The organism is Streptomyces sp. NPDC037203 (assembly GCF_055605065.1).
This window is the reverse complement of sequence record NZ_JBVJUC010000002.1, coordinates 1,011,201-1,027,553: the sequence shown is the minus strand read 5'-3', so window position 1 is coordinate 1,027,553 and position 16,353 is coordinate 1,011,201. Positions and strand designations below refer to the sequence as shown.

Genomic DNA, 16,353 nt, shown 5'->3' with positions numbered 1-16,353 from the left:
CCGGTTTCGCCCCCGTGAGCCGGGGTGGGGAGCGCGAGGACCGGAGGAGACAAGCACCAGGGAAGCGCGTTCCCTAGGGCGAGATCGAGCGCGTAAACGCTTGCGCAAGCGTTTACGCGGGGGCGGCCGGTGGGGTACCTTCCCGGCCGGAGGGCGCCCGTCCGGGCGGCGAGGAGGGGAAACGATGGCCACCATGGCGGACGTCGCGCGGAGCGCCGGAGTCTCCGTGGCGACCGTCTCCCACGTCCTCAACGGCACGCGCCCGGTGTCGCCCGGCACCCGCCGGGCCGTCCTGGACGCCGTGGACGAGCTCGGCTACACGCCCAATACCCTGGCCCGCTCCCTGGTGACAGCGCGCACCCGTTCCATCGGGCTCGCGGTGTCGGCGGTCAGCAATCCGTACTTCACCGAGATCCTCCAAGGCGTGGAGACCGCGGCCCTGGAGTCCGGCTACGGGCTGCTCCTGGCCGACCCGCACGACGACCCCCTGCACGAGCGCAAGGTCGCACAGCTTCTCCATGAGCGCCGGGTGGACGGCATGATCGTCGCCCCGTCCGCGCGGCCGGGCGAGCTGGTCGACTACCTCGGCCGCCATGCCGTGCCGACCGTGTTCCTGGACCGGCTGATCGATCCGACCGGGCCCGGTGGTGCGCCGGACACCGCGGCCGCGGTCGCCCCGTTCTTCGATCAGGTCTGTGCGGAAAACGCCGCGCCGACGGCCCGCCTCGTCGCCCATCTCGCCGGGCTGGGGCATCGCAGGGTCGGTCTGATCGCCGGGCTGCCGGGGCTCAGCACGACCCGTGAGCGCGTCACGGGCTACCTGGACGGCCTCGCCACCGCGGGCCTCCCGTACGACGGCCGCCTTGTGGTGTCCGGCGACTCCGAGTCCGCCGGTGCCGAGCGGGCCACCGCCGCTCTGCTCACCCTCCCTGACCCGCCCACCGCCCTCGTCACCGCCAACAACGCGATGACCCTCGGCGCCCTGCGCGTCCTGCGGCGACGCGGTCTGTCCGTGCCCGGCGACATCGCCCTGTGCTGTTTCGACGACTTCCCCTGGGCCGACCTCTTCTCGCCCCGGCTCACCGCCGTCGCCCAGCCCAGCCGGGAGCTGGGCGCCCGCGCCGTACGGCTGCTGCTGGAACGCCTGGCCGAGCCGGAGCGGCCGTCCCGCACCGTGCGGCTGCCCTGCGCGTTCGTGCACCGCACTTCCTGCGGCTGCCCGGAGAGACCCGAGCGGCCCGAGGCAGCCGTGCCTGCCGCGTCGTCCGTCCTGTCCGAGATCCCGCCCGAGCCCCCGTCCGAGAAGGGAACCGCCTCGTGATCGTCGTCGCCGGTGAGGCACTGATCGACCTGGTACCGCAGGGCCCCGGCGCCCTCGCGGCCCTGAAACCCGCGCCCGGAGGCGGTCCGTACAACACCGCCCTGGCCCTCGGCCGGCTCGGCTCCCCCACCGCCTTCTGCTCCCGCACGTCGCACGACGCCTTCGGCGAGGCGCTGCTCGACGGGCTGCGGCGGGCCGGCGTCGAGGTGTCGGGGGTCCAGCGCGGGCCGGAGCCGACGACCCTCGCGGTGGCCACGATCGACGACGGCGGTTCGGCGTCGTACTCCTTCCATGTGGAGGGCACCGCCGACCGTCTCTTCACCGCGCCCGACGTGCTCCCCAAGGGCACCCGCGCGGTGTCCTTCGGCACCCTGTCGCTCGTCCTGGAACCGGGGGCGAGCGCCTATGAGGAGCTGATGCGCAGGGCGGCCGGGCAGGGGCTGTTCACCGCGCTCGACCCGAACATCCGGGCGGGGCTCATCCCGGACGCGGACGCCTACCGGGAGCGTTTCGCGGGCTGGCTGCCCTCGGTGACGCTGCTGAAGGTGTCCGCGGAGGACGCGGCGTGGCTGGGCGGGACGCCGCGCGAGTGGCTGGCCGAGGGACCGTCGGCCGTGGTGGTGACGCGGGGCGGCGAGGGTCTGACCGTCTACACGCGGGACGGCGGGGAGTGCTCCGTGCCCGGTGAGAAGGTCGATGTCATGGACACCATCGGTGCCGGTGACACGGTGAACGCGGCGCTGCTGCACGGTCTGTCCGCCCTGGACGCTCTGTCGCGGGAGGCGCTGGCCGCCCTCGGGACGGAGGGCTGGGCGCGGCTGCTGCGCTTCGCGGCGCGTGCGGCGGCGATCACCTGTTCACGAGCGGGGGCGGAACCGCCGTACGCGGACGAGCTGGGTGATGTGTGAGCCGTCCGCTCGCTGTCTGCTCTTGTCAAGGAGCGGCCGCCGGTTCATGCGGCTGATGGTGCAACGAACGGCGCCCCGCGGGGAGTTCCCGCGGGGCGCCGTATTTCTGACCGGATGTCAGGCTTTGGCCGTCCGCGTCGTCTTCTTCGCGGGCGCCGCCTTCTTCGCGGCCGTCTTCTTCGTGGCCGCGGCGGCCTTCTTGGTCACCGCGCTGTCGGACTTGGCCGTCACCGTCTTCTTCGACGCCGTCCCGGCCGCCGCGGTCTTCCTGGTGGCGGCCGTCTTCCTGGTCGCGCGCGGCGCCTTCACGGTCTCCGCGTCGCTGACCCGGTCGCCGAGGATCTCGCGCAGGAACTTGCCGGTGTGGCTGGCCGGGACCGCGGCGACCTCCTCGGGTGTGCCCTCGGCGACCACCAGGCCACCGCCGGCGCCGCCCTCGGGGCCCATGTCCACGAGCCAGTCGGCGGTCTTGATCACGTCGAGGTTGTGCTCGATGACGATGACCGTGTTGCCCTTGTCGACCAGGCCGCCGAGCACCTTCAGCAGCTTGCTGATGTCCTCGAAGTGCAGACCGGTGGTCGGCTCGTCCAGGACGTAGACCGTGCGTCCGGTGGAGCGCTTCTGCAGCTCGCTGGCGAGCTTGACGCGCTGCGCCTCGCCGCCGGAGAGCGTGGTGGCGGACTGGCCGAGGCGGACGTAGCCGAGGCCGACGTCGTGCAGCGTCTTCAGGTGGCGGGAGATCGCCGGGACCGCCTCGAAGAAGTGCATGGCCTCTTCGATCGGCATGTTCAGCACTTCGGCGATGGACTTGCCCTTGTAGTGGACCTCCAGGGTCTCCCGGTTGTACCGGGCGCCGTGGCAGACCTCGCACGGGACGTAGACGTCCGGGAGGAAGTTCATCTCGATCTTGATGGTGCCGTCGCCCGCGCAGTTCTCGCAGCGGCCGCCCTTGACGTTGAAGGAGAAGCGGCCGGGCTGGTAGCCACGGACCTTGGCCTCGGTGGTCTCGGCGAACAGGCGGCGGACGTGGTCGAAGACACCGGTGTAGGTCGCCGGGTTGGACCGCGGGGTGCGGCCGATCGGCGACTGGTCGACATGGACGACCTTGTCCACCAGGTCGTCGCCGGCCACGCGCGTGTGGCGGCCGGGGACCGTGCGCGCGCCGTTCAGCTCGCGTGCCAGGTGGGTGTACAGGATGTCGTTGACCAGAGTGGACTTGCCGGATCCCGAGACGCCCGTGACCGCCGTGAACACGCCCAGCGGGAAGGACACGTCGATGTCCTGGAGATTGTTCTCGCGGGCGCCGTGCACGGTGAGCTGGCGCGAGAGGTCGCGGGGGCGTCGGACGTCCGGGAGCGGAATGGCCTTGCGGCCGGACAGGTAGGCGCCGGTCTGCGACTCGGTGTTGGCGAGCAGTTCCTTCAGGGAGCCGCTGTGCACCACCTTGCCGCCGTGCTCACCGGCGCCGGGGCCGATGTCCACCACCCAGTCGGCGACCTTGATGGTGTCCTCGTCGTGCTCCACGACGATGAGGGTGTTGCCCATGTCGCGCAGCCGGACCAGGGTCTCGATCAGCCGGTGGTTGTCGCGCTGGTGCAGGCCGATGGAGGGTTCGTCCAGCACGTACAGAACGCCGACCAGGCCGGAGCCGATCTGGGTGGCCAGGCGGATGCGCTGGGCCTCGCCGCCGGAGAGGGTGCCGGCCGCGCGGTTGAGCGAGAGGTAGTCCAGGCCGACGTCGACCAGGAAGCGCAGTCGCTCGTTGACCTCCTTCAGCACGCGTTCGGCGATCTTCTTGTCGCGGGCGCTCAGCTTCAGCTCGCCCAGGAAGTCCGCGCAGTCGCTGATGGACATCGCCGAGACCTCGGCGATCGACTTCCCCATGATGGTGACGGCGAGGACGATCGGCTTGAGGCGGGTGCCCTGACAGGAGGGGCAGGGCACCTCGCGCATGTAGCCCTCGAAGCGCTCGCGGCTGGCGTCGCTCTCGGCCTCGCTGTGCCGGCGCTTGACGAAGGGCACCGCGCCCTCGAAGGGCGTGGTGTAGACCCGCTCGCGGCCGTACCGGTTGCGGTAGCGCACCTCGATCTGGGTCTTGTGGCCGTACAGCAGGGCCTTCCTGGCGCGCTGCGGCAGACCTGCGAACGGGATGTCCGTACGGAAGCCGAGCGCGTCCGCGAGCGCGCCGATCAGGCGGCCGAAGTAGTCCTTGGTGTGTCCGTGCGACCAGGGGTGGATGGCGCCTTCGTCCAGGGACTTGTCGGGGTCCGGGACGATCAGCTCTGGGTCGACCTCCATGCGGGTGCCGATGCCGGTGCACTCGGGGCACGCGCCGAAGGGCGAGTTGAAGGAGAAGGAGCGCGGCTCCAGCTCCTCGAACGACAGATCGTCGTACGGGCAGTACAGGTGCTCCGAGTACATGCGCTCGCGCTCGGGGTCGTCCTCGGGGAGGTCGACGAAGTCGAGCACGACCATGCCGCCGGACAGGCCGAGGGCGGTCTCCACGGAGTCGGTGAGGCGGCGCTTGGCGGAGTCCTTCACCGTGAGGCGGTCGACGACCACCTCGATGGTGTGCTTCTCCTGCTTCTTCAGGGTCGGCGGTTCGGACAGCTGGATGGTCGTGCCGTCCACCCGCGCGCGGGAGTAGCCCTTGGTCTGGAGGTCGGAGAAGAGGTCGACGAACTCGCCCTTGCGCTCGCGCACCAGCGGCGAGAGCACCTGGAAGCGGCTCCCCTCCGGCAGCTCCAGGACCTTGTCCACGATGGCCTGCGGCGACTGGCGCGTGATCGGGCGGCCGCACTCGGGGCAGTGCGGCTTGCCGATGCGCGCGAACAGCAGTCGCAGGTAGTCGTAGACCTCGGTGATGGTGCCGACGGTCGAGCGGGGGTTGCGCGAGGTCGACTTCTGGTCGATGGAGACCGCCGGGGACAGGCCCTCGATGAAGTCGACGTCCGGCTTGTCCATCTGTCCGAGGAACTGCCGTGCGTACGAGGAAAGCGACTCCACGTAGCGCCGCTGGCCCTCGGCGAAGATCGTGTCGAAGGCCAGGGAGGACTTGCCCGACCCGGACAGACCCGTGAAGACGATGAGCGAGTCACGAGGCAGGTCGAGCGAGACATTCTTCAAGTTGTGCTCGCGCGCGCCACGGACGATGAGACGGTCGGCCACGCCGGTCCGCACCTTTCTTGGGAGAAGTGACAGGGGCGAAGCCCCCGTGCTTCTTCACACTAGGGGGAGCCACTGACAACGCCGGTCGGATTGCCCGGTTGCATAACAATCCCCGGCCTTCCAGCATGCCCGACGCCACCTTCGACCATATAGCACGCGCATTCGAATTACGGATGAGCTTCGCCAGCTTCACCCGAACGTGTGGCGCGGCTAGGGTCGGGCCCATGATTGATCACGCTCATGACCTGGCATGTGTACGTGAGGCGACCGAGCGGCTGCTCAGCGCGGTCGCACAACTGGACAACGCCTCACTCGCCGAGGCGTCACGGCTTCCCGGCTGGACTCGCGGCCACGTCCTCGCCCATCTCGCCCGCAACGCGGACGCGCTCGTGAACGTCCTCGAGGGCCGCCCCATGTACGCGAGCGCCGAGGCGCGGGACGCGGACATCGACGGCGGCGCCGCGCGCCCCCTGGAGACCCAGCTCGCCGACCTGCGCGAGACGGCGGACAGGTTCCAGGCGGCGGGGGACGCGCCCGCGGACTGGACGCGCACGGTGGAGCTGCGCAACGGGGTCACCGACGACGCGGCGCGGCTGCCGTTCCGCCGGTGGGGCGAGGTGGAGCTGCACCATGTGGACCTCGGGATCGGGTACGAGCTGCAGGACCTGCCCGCCGAGTTCCTGGAGCGCGAGACCGACTTCCTGACCCGGCGCTTCTCCGGCAACCCCGAGGTCCCCGCGACCCTCGTCACGGACGGCACGCACGCGTGGACCACGGGCAGGCCCGCGGACAAGCCCGAGATCACCGTCTCGGGCACCCCGGCCGACGTGATCGGGTGGCTCGCCGGCCGCCGCGATGGCTCCGCCCTGACGACGGACGGCGGTGACCTGCCGAAGCTTCCGCCGCTCTAGGTTTCGAACGCGCGGCGCGGCAGAGCGGTCGCCGGCGCCGAGGCGGAAGTGGCGGGCGGGACAGTGCCCCGATCGTCAGTGGGGCACCGCTCCCCGCCCGGACGGCATAGGCTGATCGTCATGACGTACACGGGCGAGGTCAGGGTCGGCGGGCCGGCGGATGTGCACGAGCTCAAGGACCTGATGATCACGAAGATCGCGGTCGGGCCGATGGACAACAACGCCTACCTGCTGCGCTGCCGGGCCACCGACGAACAACTCCTGATCGATGCCGCGAACGAGCCGCGGACGCTCCTGGGGATGATCGGTGACGACGGCATCGCGTCCGTCGTCACCACCCACCAGCACGGCGACCACTGGCAGGCGCTCGCCGAGGTCGTGGCCGCGACGGGCGCGCGCACGTACGCCGGCCGCGAGGACGCGCCCGGCATCCCGGTGCCCACCGACGTGCCCGTGGACGACGGCGACGTCATCCGGGTGGGGCGGGTGGAACTCACCGTGCGCCACCTGGTGGGGCACACACCGGGCTCCATCGCGCTGGTCTACGACGACCCGCACGGCCATCCGCACGTCTTCACCGGCGACTGCCTCTTTCCGGGTGGTGTCGGCAACACGTACAAGGACCCGGAGGCGTTCGCCAGCCTGATCCACGACGTGGAGACGAAGATCTTCGACACGCTGCCGGACGAGACCTGGGTCTATCCGGGACACGGCGACGACACCACGCTCGGCGCCGAGCGCCCGCATCTGCCGGAATGGCACGCGCGCGGGTGGTGAACCCCGGCCGCTCGCAAGGGGCGTGCCGTACACCCGGCGCGGACGCCGTCCCGCACCCCGTGTGAACGTTTCGCACGCGCCAGGCACGCGCGCACGCTCCCCCGGCCCGGTGGCACGCGGTCAACTGGTCACAGCCCCGCTCGGGTTGACGGCTCCCGAGCGGCGGGGGCCGCCGGTCTGCCCACCCCACCCGGTCCGGCGGCCCGGCCAGGTCCCGTGTGCGGGTGTCCGGGACCGCGTTCACACGGCCGCAACACCCGCTCCCACTATGCGGACAAAAATGGTCGTGACCTCGACAAAGGCCGAGTTCACTGCCACTCTCCCGCCATGCACCTCGCTCCCCGCACAGTGCGCCGCGCGGTAGCGGCCGCCACCGTCGCCCTGCTCGCCACCGCCGTCGGCTGCGCCCCGCAGCCCGAGGCGAAGTCGCCGGCCACCGGATCCGGTTCGGCCGGCACGAGCTGCGCCAAGGGCAAGCTGGCCACCAAGACGTCCGGAAAGCTGACCATCGCGACGGACGAACCCGCGTACGAACCCTGGTTCAAGGACGACAAGCCCGCCAACGGCAAGGGCTTCGAGTCCGCAGTCGCCTACGCGGTGGCCCGGCAGCTCGGGTACGGCAAGGACGCGGTGGTCTGGCAGAGCGTGCCCTTCAACAAGGCGTTCGCGCCCGGTGTGAAGACCTTCGACTTCGACATCAACCAGGTTTCGATCAGCGCCGAACGCAAAAAGGCCGTCGACTTCTCCTCCGGCTACTACGACGTGCGCCAGGCCGTCATCGCGCTCAAGGACGGCAAGGCCGCGAAGGCGAGGAGCATCGCGGACCTGCGCGACCTCAAGCTGGGCGCCCAGGTGGGCACCACCAGCCTCGACTACATCACCGACGTGGTGAAGCCGAAGCAGGAGCCCGCCGTCTACGCCAAGAACGACCAGGCCAAGTCCGCCCTGAAGAACGGTCAGGTCGACGCCGTCGTCACCGATCTGCCGACCGCTTTCTACATCACCTCGGCCGAGGTGACGGACGCCAGGATCGTCGGTCAGTTCGAGAACCAGGGCGGCACGCCCGAGCAGTTCGGCCTGGTGCTCGACAAGGGCAGCGCGCTGACCCCGTGCGTGAGCGGCGCCGTGGACGCCCTGCGCAAGAACGGCACGCTGGCCCGGCTCGACCAGCAGTGGCTGTCCGACGCCGTCGGCGCCCCGGTGCTCAAGTGACCGTCATCAAGGGCGAGTCCGCGCGGGAGGGAGCCGACGACGAGGACGGCATGCCCGGCGACGACTACGTGCCCTCCGGGCGGCGGCTGGAGCGCGAGCGCCACAAGCGGGCGCGGGCCCGCCGCGCGACGGCCGTCGCGGCGCTGTCCACCCTGGTCACCGCCGCCGTGCTCTACCTGGTCGTGGTCGACGCGCCCGGCTGGCCGCGCACCAAGGAGACGTTCTTCAGCGCCCAGTACGCGCGCGAGGCACTGCCCAAGGTCCTCCAAGGGCTGTGGCTGAACGTCCGCCTGCTGGTGATCTGCGGGATCGCCGTCCTGGTCCTCGGCATGCTGATCGCGATCGCGCGGACCCTGCGCGGCCCGGTGTTCTTCCCCCTGCGCGTACTGGCGGCGGCATACACCGACTTCTTCCGCGGACTGCCGCTGATCATCAATCTGATGATCGTGGTCCTGGGCGTGCCCGCGCTGCGGCTCCAGGGCGTCACGGTCGATCCGGTACTGCTCGGCGGTACGGCGCTGACGCTGACGTACTCGGCGTACGTCGCCGAGGTGTTCCGGGCCGGCATCGAGTCGATCCACCCCTCCCAGCGCGCGGCGGCCCGCTCCCTGGGCCTGACCAACCGCCAGGCCCTGCGCTACGTGGTGCTCCCGCAGGCCGTGCGCCGGCAGGTGCCGCCGCTGCTCAACGACCTGGTGTCGCTCCAGAAGGACACCGGCCTGGTGTCGATCGGCGGCGCCGTGGACGCCGTACGGGCGGCCGACATCATCGTGGGCCGCAGCCTGAACTACACGCCGTACATCGTGGCGGGCCTCGTGTTCGTGGCGCTGACCATTCCGATGACCCGCTTCACGGACTGGGTGACGGCCCGGCTGGACCGGCGGCGGGAACAGGGGGGATCCCTATGAGCGACGCGCCTGTGCTGCGCATGGAGTCGGTCCGCAAGACCTTCGGCGAGTCGGTGGTGCTGCGGGACGTCGACCTGGAGGTCGCCCCGCACACGGTGACCGCGCTGATCGGCGCCTCCGGCTCCGGCAAGTCGACGCTGCTGCGGTGCGCCAACCTCCTGGAGGAGATCGACGACGGCGCGATCTGGCTGGACGGCGAGGAGATCACCGATCCGCGGACCGACCAGGACGCGGTGCGGCGCCGGATCGGGGTGGTCTTCCAGGCGTACAACCTCTTCCCGCACATGACCGTGCTGGACAACATCACGCTCGCCCCGCGCCGGGTGCACGGTGTCTGTCGCGCCGAGGCCGAGGAGCGGGCCAGGGGGCTGCTGGAGCGCCTCGGGCTGGCCGGCAAGGCGAACGCCTACCCGGACCGGCTCAGCGGCGGCCAGCAGCAGCGGGTGGCGATCGTACGGGCCCTGGCCGTGCGGCCCCGGCTGTTGCTGCTGGACGAGATCACGGCCGCGCTCGACCCCGAACTGGTCGGCGAGGTGCTGGAGGTGGTCCGGGGGCTGAAGGACGAGGGCATGACCATGGTGCTGGCCACCCATGAGATGGGCTTCGCGCGGGACGTCGCCGACCAGGTGTGCTTCCTGGACGGCGGCGTCGTCCTCGAACGCGGCACCGCGGAGCAGGTGTTCGGGGATCCGCGGCAGGAACGCACCCGGCGTTTCCTGCGGCGGATCGTCGAGGCGGGCCGCCTGTAGGACCGCCGCAGGGCCCTCCTGGGCGCGGGGCTATGCGTCGGCCCGCGCCGCGCCCAGGAGGGTCACGACGCGCTCGACGCCGAACGCGTAGCCCTGCACACCGCAGCCCGCGATCACGCCGTCGGCGCGCAGGGAGACGTACGAGTGGTGCCGGAACGACTCGCGCCGGTGGATGTTGGAGATGTGCACCTCGATGACGGGCATGCCGTCGCAGGTGTTGAGCGCGTCCAGGATCGCCACCGAAGTGTGGGAGTAGGCGCCGGGGTTGATGACGATCCCGCAGTGGCCGAGCCGGGCCTCGTGAATCCAGTCCACCAGTTCGCCCTCGTGGTTGGACTGCCGGAAGTCGATCGTGCCCCCGTGCGCGGCCGCCGCCTCGGCACACAGCGCCTCGACGTCGGCGAGGGTCTCCTTGCCGTAGATCTCCGGCTGGCGCTGGCCCAGCAGGTTCAGGTTCGGCCCGTTGAGGATCATGATCGGGGCGTTGGCCAGGGTGCGGGGCACGGTTCCTCCGGTCGTTCCGGGCGGTGCATCCGCGACCGCCGCTCGTCCCCGGTCTATCACGGCTCCGGCGTGCGCTCCGGCTCCGTGCCCCACTCGCCCCGTCGCGCGCTTCGACCACTCGGTCACCCCTGTACGCCCCCGTAACCCGCGATCACAGCGGGTAGTTGAAACGCCATGTACGACGTACGCCCTGTCACCAGGGTCTCTCTGCCGCGCCTCGCCGCCGCCTCCCTCGCCGGTAGCGCGGTCGAGTTCTACGACTTCTACGCCTACGGGACCGCGGCGGCACTGGTCCTCGGGCCGCTGTTCTTCCCCTCGTTCTCGCCGGCCACCGGGACGCTCGCGGCGTTCGCGACGTTCGGCGTGGGCTTCGTGGCCAGGCCGCTGGGCTCGGTGCTGTTCGGGCACCTCGGGGACCGGCGCGGGCGCCGCCCGGTGCTCATCGCCTCGCTGCTGCTCACCAGCGCCTCGACGATCGCGGTGGGCTGTGTGCCCTCGTACGCCTCGATCGGCTTGGCCGCGCCCGTGCTGCTCCTGATGCTGCGGTTCCTGCAAGGGCTCGGGCTCGGCGGCGAGTGGGGCGGGGCCGTCCTGCTCACCGTCGAGCACGCCCCCGCCGGACGGCGCGCCCTGTGGTCCAGCATTCCGCAACTGGGGCCCGCGATCGGCTTCATGCTCGCCAACGGGGTGATGCTGGCGCTGTCCTCCGGGCTCTCCGAAGCGCAATTCGCGCAGTGGGGCTGGCGGGTGCCGTTCTGGTCGGCCGCCGTGCCCGCGCTGGCCGGGCTGTGGCTGCGTTCGTCGCTCGCCGAGAGCCCCCGGTTCCTGGAGATCGACGACCACCCGCGCGTGCCCCTCATGGAGGTCGTACGGCATCACAGACGGCCGGTGCTGCTGGCGGCGGGGGCGCTGTCCGCCGGGTACGCGGTGTTCTACGCGGTGACCACCTGGTCGCTGTCGTACGCGACGGAACGGCTGGAGGTGAGCCGGAGTGTCATGCTGATCTGTGTCATGGCGGCGGTGCTCGTGCAGGCTCCGCTCATCCCCGCCGCGGCGATGCTGGGCGACCGCTACGGGCGCCGGCCGATGTGCGTGACCGGATGCGCGGCCTGCGCGCTGTGGATGCTGCCCATGGTCTCGCTGCTGGCGAGCGGCGAGCCGCTGCTGATGTTCCTCGGGATGCTGGGCGCGCTGCTCGCCTTCGTCACCGTGTTCGCGGTGGTCTCCGCCTATCTGCCGGAGCTGTTCGACGCGCGGGTGCGCTGCACGGGCGCCGCGGTGGGCTACAACCTCGGCGGGGTGTTCGGCGGCGCGCTCACCCCGATCGTGGCCACGGCGCTCGCGCAGGGCGGCGGGCGCGTTCCCTGGGGCGTGGGCGGCTATCTGACCGGCATGGCACTGCTCAGCCTGGGGTGCTTCGCGCTGCTGCCGGAGACGAACCCGGCGCCCGTACCGGCGGTGGAGACGGTGGCCGGCCCGGTCAGGGGTTGATCGCCAGCTCCAGGTAGGCCGCGAACAGCACCAGATGGACGCCGCCCTGCAAGGGGGTGGCCCGGCCCGGCACCACGGTCAGCGAGGCGACCACCACCGTCAGCGCGAGCAGCAGCATATGGACGGGATCGAGGCCGAGGACGAGCGGTCCGGGCAGCCAGACGGATGCCAGCGCCACGGCCGGGATGGTCAGTCCGATGCTGGCCATCGCCGAGCCGAGCGCAAGGTTGAGGCTGGTCTGCACACGGTCCCGGCGCGCGGCGCGCAACGCGGCGATGGTCTCCGGGAGCAGCACGAGCAGGGCGATGATCACACCGACGACGGCCTGGCGCAGGCCCGCCGCCGCCACACCCGCTTCGATGGCGGGCGACACGCCCTTGGCCAGGCCGACCACGCCGATCAGTGCCAGGGCGAGCATGGCGAGGCTGATCAGGGCGGTGCGCCTGGACGGGGGGCTGGCATGGTCCTCGCTGCTGATGACCTCCCCCTGCCGGGTGATGGGCAGGAAGTAGTCCCGGTGCCGCACGGTCTGGGTGGTCACGAACAGGCCGTAGAGGATCAGTGAGGACAGCGCGGCGAAGGTCAACTGGAGCGTGGAGAACTCCGGCCCCGGCTTGCTGGTGGTGAAGGTCGGCAGCACCAGGCTCAGCGTGGCCAGGGTCGCGACCGTCGCGAGCGCGGCGCCGGAGCCCTCGGGGTTGAAGACGGCGGTGCCGTGCCGCAGCGAGGCGACGAGCAGGCAGATGCCGACGATGCCGTTGCAGGTGATCATCACGGCGGCGAAGACGGTGTCCCTGGCCAGAGTGGAGCTTTTGTCGCCGCCGTCGGCCATCAGCGTGACGATCAGCGCCACCTCGATGACCGTGACGGCGATGGCCAGGACCAGGGAACCGAGGGGTTCGCCGATGCGGTGGGCGATCACTTCGGCGTGGTGCACCGCCGCGAGGACGGAGCCGGCGAGCACCACCGTCACCAGGGCGATGACCGGGCTGGGCATGGCCCGGTGCCAGGTGAGGATCAGCAGGACGACCGCGAGCACCGGCACGGGGATCGTCCAGCGCCGGGCGAGCGATCGCAGCCAAGTGATCATGCCGCGATCGTCGCAGAGAGCCACATGGTTCGCATTCCGTCCGTTCCGGATGCTTCCGTCCCTTCTTCGCGGCGCCCGGTACCGGCTCCGGGCCGGGCGCCGCGTGTCCGATCGTGTCCGGTGGAGGGGCTTCCGCGACCGGAGGCCCCTGCGTGGGTGGTGGCCCTGACGAGGCGTGCGAGCCGGTGGTCAGATGTCCACGGACTCCTTCTTCCCGGCCCCTTCGGTGTCGGCGCCCACGGCCTCGGCCGCCTGCTTCCTGGAGGCCATGAGGCTGGTGACCGTGGTGATGACCAGGACTCCGCAGATCACGCCGAGCGAGACCGGGATGCTGATCACGGGTACCGGGACGCCCGACTCGTGCAGGGCGTGCAGCACGAGCTTCACGCCGATGAAGCCGAGGATGACCGACAGGCCGTACGACAGGTGAACCAGCTTCTTCAGTAGGCCGCCGAGGAGGAAGTACAGCTGGCGCAAGCCCATCAGCGCGAAGGCGTTGGCGGTGAAGACGATGTACGGGTCCTGGGTCAGGCCGAAGATCGCGGGGATCGAGTCCAGGGCGAACAGGATGTCGGTGGTGCCGATGGCGAGCATCACGACCAGCATCGGGGTCATGACCCGCTTGCCGTTCTGCCGGATCCACAGCTTGGTGCCGTGGTACCGGTCGGCGACGCCGAACCTGCGCTCCGCGGCCTTCAGCAGCCGGTTCTCCTCGAACTCCTCCTCGCCCTCGTCGTCGGCGCGGGCCTCCTGGACGAGCTTCCAGGCGGTCCATATGAGGAAGGCGCCGAAGAGGTAGAACACCCAGGAGAAGCTGGTGACGATCGCGGCTCCGGCGGCGATGAACACCGCTCGCAGCACCAGGGCTATCAGGACGCCGATGAGCAGGACGCGCCGCTGGTAGAGGGCGGGGACAGCGAACTTCGTCATGATCAGCACGAAGATGAAGAGGTTGTCGACGCTCAGCGACTTCTCGGTGATGTAGCCCGCGAAGAACTCGCCGGCCGGCTGTCCGCCGCCGAAGACGAGGAGGCCGAGGCCGAAGAGACCGGCCAGGACGATCCAGACGACGGTCCAGACGCCCGCTTCCTTGATCGAGACCTCATGGGGCTTGCGCCCGATGAGGAAGTCGAAGCCGATCAGGGCGGCGAGGCCCACGACGGTCAGGACCCACAGGGTCATCGAAACTTCCACGGCTACCTCCGGCATTTCGAGATGGCAAGCACAGATGCGTTGTCACTGCCGGAGGTCTCTTCCACCCGCACGGGGGCCGACGCCCCGGAACCGGAACCGGTCCGTACTGACGGGTGCGCCGCAGTCAGGGAGTACTCCCCTCCGCACGGAAAACAGTACCCCAATAACCAAGCATTGGTAAAGAGAAAGGCAAAGAAAGATCAAAAGCGCACGTCAGGCATCCTTTACCTGCACTTGGTCCGAGCCGTGGCGATCTCGCCGAGCACCTGCTCCACGATCCGGCTGCCGGCCGGGACGAGCGCGGGCTCGTAGGTCCAGGCATGGCCCACCCAGGGGTCCGTGAAGTGCTCGTCAGGGACCGGGGTGAGGCGCGTCAGCGAGCGCCACAGCGGGTCCAGCAGGGGGCCGTAGGCGGCGGCGTCCGCGCGATCCGCCACCAGCAGAAGGTGGACGCCGACGGCCGGGCCCTCGTCCGCCAGGTAGCGCAGCCGCGTGACGGCCCGGTCGTCGAAGCCGTGCGGGAAGTCGTTGACGATCAGCAGCTGCTGTGCGGTGTCCACATCGTCCGGCAGCGACGCGGCCACGCCGCCTCGCATCGCCATCTGTACCAGATCGACCCGCCGGGTGAGCCGCTCCAGCTCCTCCCTGACGCCCGCCGCCCCGGTCGCGGGCAGCGCCGCGAGCACTCCGGCGCCGGTCAGCGGCCACAGCGCGCGTGCGCCCGCACCGGCCGGGTCGATGACCCGCACGGCGAACTCCCCCGCCGGATGCGCGGCGAGCAGCCGCACGGCGAGCGTCACCGCCGCCTCCATGGCCGACTGCCGCGGCGCGTCCGAGTCCGTGAAGGAAGCGCCGGATATGGCCGCGGTCCCGCTGTCGATCCACAGACCCTGCTCCAGCGGCAGTCTGACCAGCAGCGGGATGCGCAGCGGGAGGCTCTCGGGCAGATACAGATCGCCGAGCCGAAGCGCCATCGGTGGCTCGGCGGGCACACGGTAGCCATGCCAGACGGGGCTGTCCCAGCGGGCGTAGGCGGGCGGGAGCGCCGGTTCCACCACCTCGGATTCCGCGGTGAGCTGGGCGAGGTCGCGGTCGAAGGCGACGCGGGCCCGGTCGACCAGTTGGTCCCGGCGGGTCCGGGCCGCCTCGCGTGCGGCCGCGTTCCCGTCGCCGAGGCGGGCACGCGGGTCGGCGAGGGCCTGGTCGAGTTCCTCGTCCAGGCGGCTGTCGGCGAAGCCGACGGCGCTGCGGTACGCGGCCGTGGTGCGCGCCAGGTCCTCGAACATGCCCCAGACCTGGTTGTACAGCCGCTCGTGCATCGACCAGCCCACGGCATCGCCCGCGACCGGCGGCGCGGGCTGTCCGTCGGCGGCAGGGGAGGCCGGCGGGCGGGGCGGGGGTGGTGCGGTGCGTCCTGTGCGGCGGGGATGCGTGTAGTCGACCGGCCCACTGGTGGTGGGTACGTCCTCTGGCTCCGCAGGGCCGTAGGGGCTGCCGCGGTCCGTGCCGTCCGCGCGGTGCGTGTCGTGGTCGTATGCGCCTGTGGGGCCGGGTGCCGTCGTTCCCTGTATGAGGGTGGCGAGTGCGTCGGGCTCGGGCAGGCCATGGTCGGCGAGGAGGGCCGGGAGGCCGCCGGCGTATCCCTGGCCCGTCGCGCGGATTTTCCACGCGCCCTGTCTGCGGTACAGCTCCAGGGCGACGACGGCCGTCTCGGTGTCCAGGCCGGTGATGGTGTAGCGGGCGGTCCCGGTGCCGTCGGGTCCGTGCACCGCGGTCTGCGGGGCGGGGACGGCGCCGAAGCGGTGCGGGCCCGCGGTCCCGGTGGGCAGGGTGAGGAAGACGCCGACCCGGTGGACGTCCTCGGGCACGGCCGGCAGGTCCACGGCCAGGCGGTGTTCGGCGGCCGCCCGCCGGGGGACCTCGATGCCGGGGAGCGCGGGGGCGCCGGGGTGGGCGACCCTCCGGGGGCCGTGCACCGTGCCGTTCTCGTCGGCGAGCGTGGCCCCGGCCAGGACCGGGGCTCCGGCCCGGATCCGGATCTCCAGCCGGACCCGGAGCAGCGGATGGTTCTGCCCCCGCACCAGCTCGGCCGTCATCCCCGTCGCCCCCGTGCCGTGTCG

The 16,353-nt window shown here is 71.1% G+C and carries 13 protein-coding genes; 8 read left to right on the top strand and 5 right to left on the bottom strand.

The genetic code is table 11. The features are described 5' to 3' along the window. Positions 1 to 184: 184 nt before the first annotated feature. The gene (locus ACZ7EC_RS09105) at positions 185 to 1,321 is read left to right on the top strand and encodes a LacI family DNA-binding transcriptional regulator (RefSeq protein ID WP_471059680.1); all 1,137 of its coding nucleotides are present in this window, start codon (positions 185 to 187) and stop codon (positions 1,319 to 1,321) included. Continuing rightward, on the top strand, positions 1,318 to 2,229 hold the full coding sequence (locus ACZ7EC_RS09100; protein ID WP_471059678.1) for a carbohydrate kinase family protein: 912 nt from the start codon (positions 1,318 to 1,320) through the stop codon (positions 2,227 to 2,229). Before ACZ7EC_RS09105 ends, ACZ7EC_RS09100 begins: the two co-directional genes overlap by 4 nt. Before the next feature lie 117 nt (positions 2,230 to 2,346). On the opposite strand, the gene uvrA is transcribed toward ACZ7EC_RS09100, so the two are convergent. After that, positions 2,347 to 5,397, bottom strand: a complete 3,051-nt coding sequence (gene uvrA / locus ACZ7EC_RS09095) for an excinuclease ABC subunit UvrA (protein WP_471059676.1) — start codon at positions 5,395 to 5,397, stop codon at positions 2,347 to 2,349. Between the two features lie 224 nt (positions 5,398 to 5,621). Here uvrA and ACZ7EC_RS09090 point away from each other — a divergent pair, with 224 nt between their 5' ends. The 5 genes from ACZ7EC_RS09090 (at position 5,622) to ACZ7EC_RS09070 (ending at position 9,954) form a co-directional block, all read left to right on the top strand. Beyond that, positions 5,622 to 6,308: a maleylpyruvate isomerase family mycothiol-dependent enzyme gene (locus tag ACZ7EC_RS09090; protein WP_471059674.1), complete on the top strand. Its 687-nt coding sequence runs from the start codon at positions 5,622 to 5,624 to the stop codon at positions 6,306 to 6,308. Between the two features lie 120 nt (positions 6,309 to 6,428). Next, entirely contained in the window at positions 6,429 to 7,085 is a 657-nt protein-coding gene (locus ACZ7EC_RS09085) for an MBL fold metallo-hydrolase (protein ID WP_471059672.1), read from the top strand. 327 nt (positions 7,086 to 7,412) lie between these two features. Further along, complete coding sequence (locus ACZ7EC_RS09080; RefSeq protein ID WP_471059670.1) at positions 7,413 to 8,297, top strand: ABC transporter substrate-binding protein; 885 nt, start codon at positions 7,413 to 7,415, stop codon at positions 8,295 to 8,297. Beyond that, complete coding sequence (locus ACZ7EC_RS09075) at positions 8,294 to 9,205, top strand: amino acid ABC transporter permease (RefSeq protein ID WP_471059667.1); 912 nt, start codon at positions 8,294 to 8,296, stop codon at positions 9,203 to 9,205. Before ACZ7EC_RS09080 ends, ACZ7EC_RS09075 begins: the two co-directional genes overlap by 4 nt. Then, on the top strand, positions 9,202 to 9,954 hold the full coding sequence (locus tag ACZ7EC_RS09070) for an amino acid ABC transporter ATP-binding protein (protein ID WP_471059665.1): 753 nt from the start codon (positions 9,202 to 9,204) through the stop codon (positions 9,952 to 9,954). Before ACZ7EC_RS09075 ends, ACZ7EC_RS09070 begins: the two co-directional genes overlap by 4 nt. A 30-nt stretch (positions 9,955 to 9,984) precedes the next feature. On the opposite strand, the gene aroQ is transcribed toward ACZ7EC_RS09070, so the two are convergent. Further along, positions 9,985 to 10,458, bottom strand: a complete 474-nt coding sequence (aroQ, locus tag ACZ7EC_RS09065; RefSeq protein ID WP_471059663.1) for a type II 3-dehydroquinate dehydratase — start codon at positions 10,456 to 10,458, stop codon at positions 9,985 to 9,987. Positions 10,459 to 10,632: 174 nt separating this feature from the next. Here aroQ and ACZ7EC_RS09060 point away from each other — a divergent pair, with 174 nt between their 5' ends. Next, positions 10,633 to 11,949, top strand: a complete 1,317-nt coding sequence (locus ACZ7EC_RS09060; RefSeq protein WP_471059661.1) for an MFS transporter — start codon at positions 10,633 to 10,635, stop codon at positions 11,947 to 11,949. On the opposite strand, the gene ACZ7EC_RS09055 is transcribed toward ACZ7EC_RS09060, so the two are convergent. From ACZ7EC_RS09055 to ACZ7EC_RS09045, 3 genes are all read right to left on the bottom strand, one after another. After that, positions 11,939 to 13,039, bottom strand: coding sequence for a calcium:cation antiporter (locus tag ACZ7EC_RS09055; protein WP_471059659.1), 1,101 nt, complete (start codon positions 13,037 to 13,039; stop codon positions 11,939 to 11,941). The genes ACZ7EC_RS09060 and ACZ7EC_RS09055 overlap by 11 nt on opposite strands. A gap of 189 nt (positions 13,040 to 13,228) precedes the next feature. Beyond that, positions 13,229 to 14,233 (bottom strand): TerC family protein, encoded by a 1,005-nt coding sequence (locus ACZ7EC_RS09050; RefSeq protein WP_471059657.1) that lies wholly within the window; start codon positions 14,231 to 14,233, stop codon positions 13,229 to 13,231. Positions 14,234 to 14,457: 224 nt separating this feature from the next. Next, the gene (locus tag ACZ7EC_RS09045) at positions 14,458 to 16,329 is read right to left on the bottom strand and encodes a TerD family protein (protein WP_471059655.1); all 1,872 of its coding nucleotides are present in this window, start codon (positions 16,327 to 16,329) and stop codon (positions 14,458 to 14,460) included. Between the last annotated feature and the right edge of the window lie 24 nt (positions 16,330 to 16,353).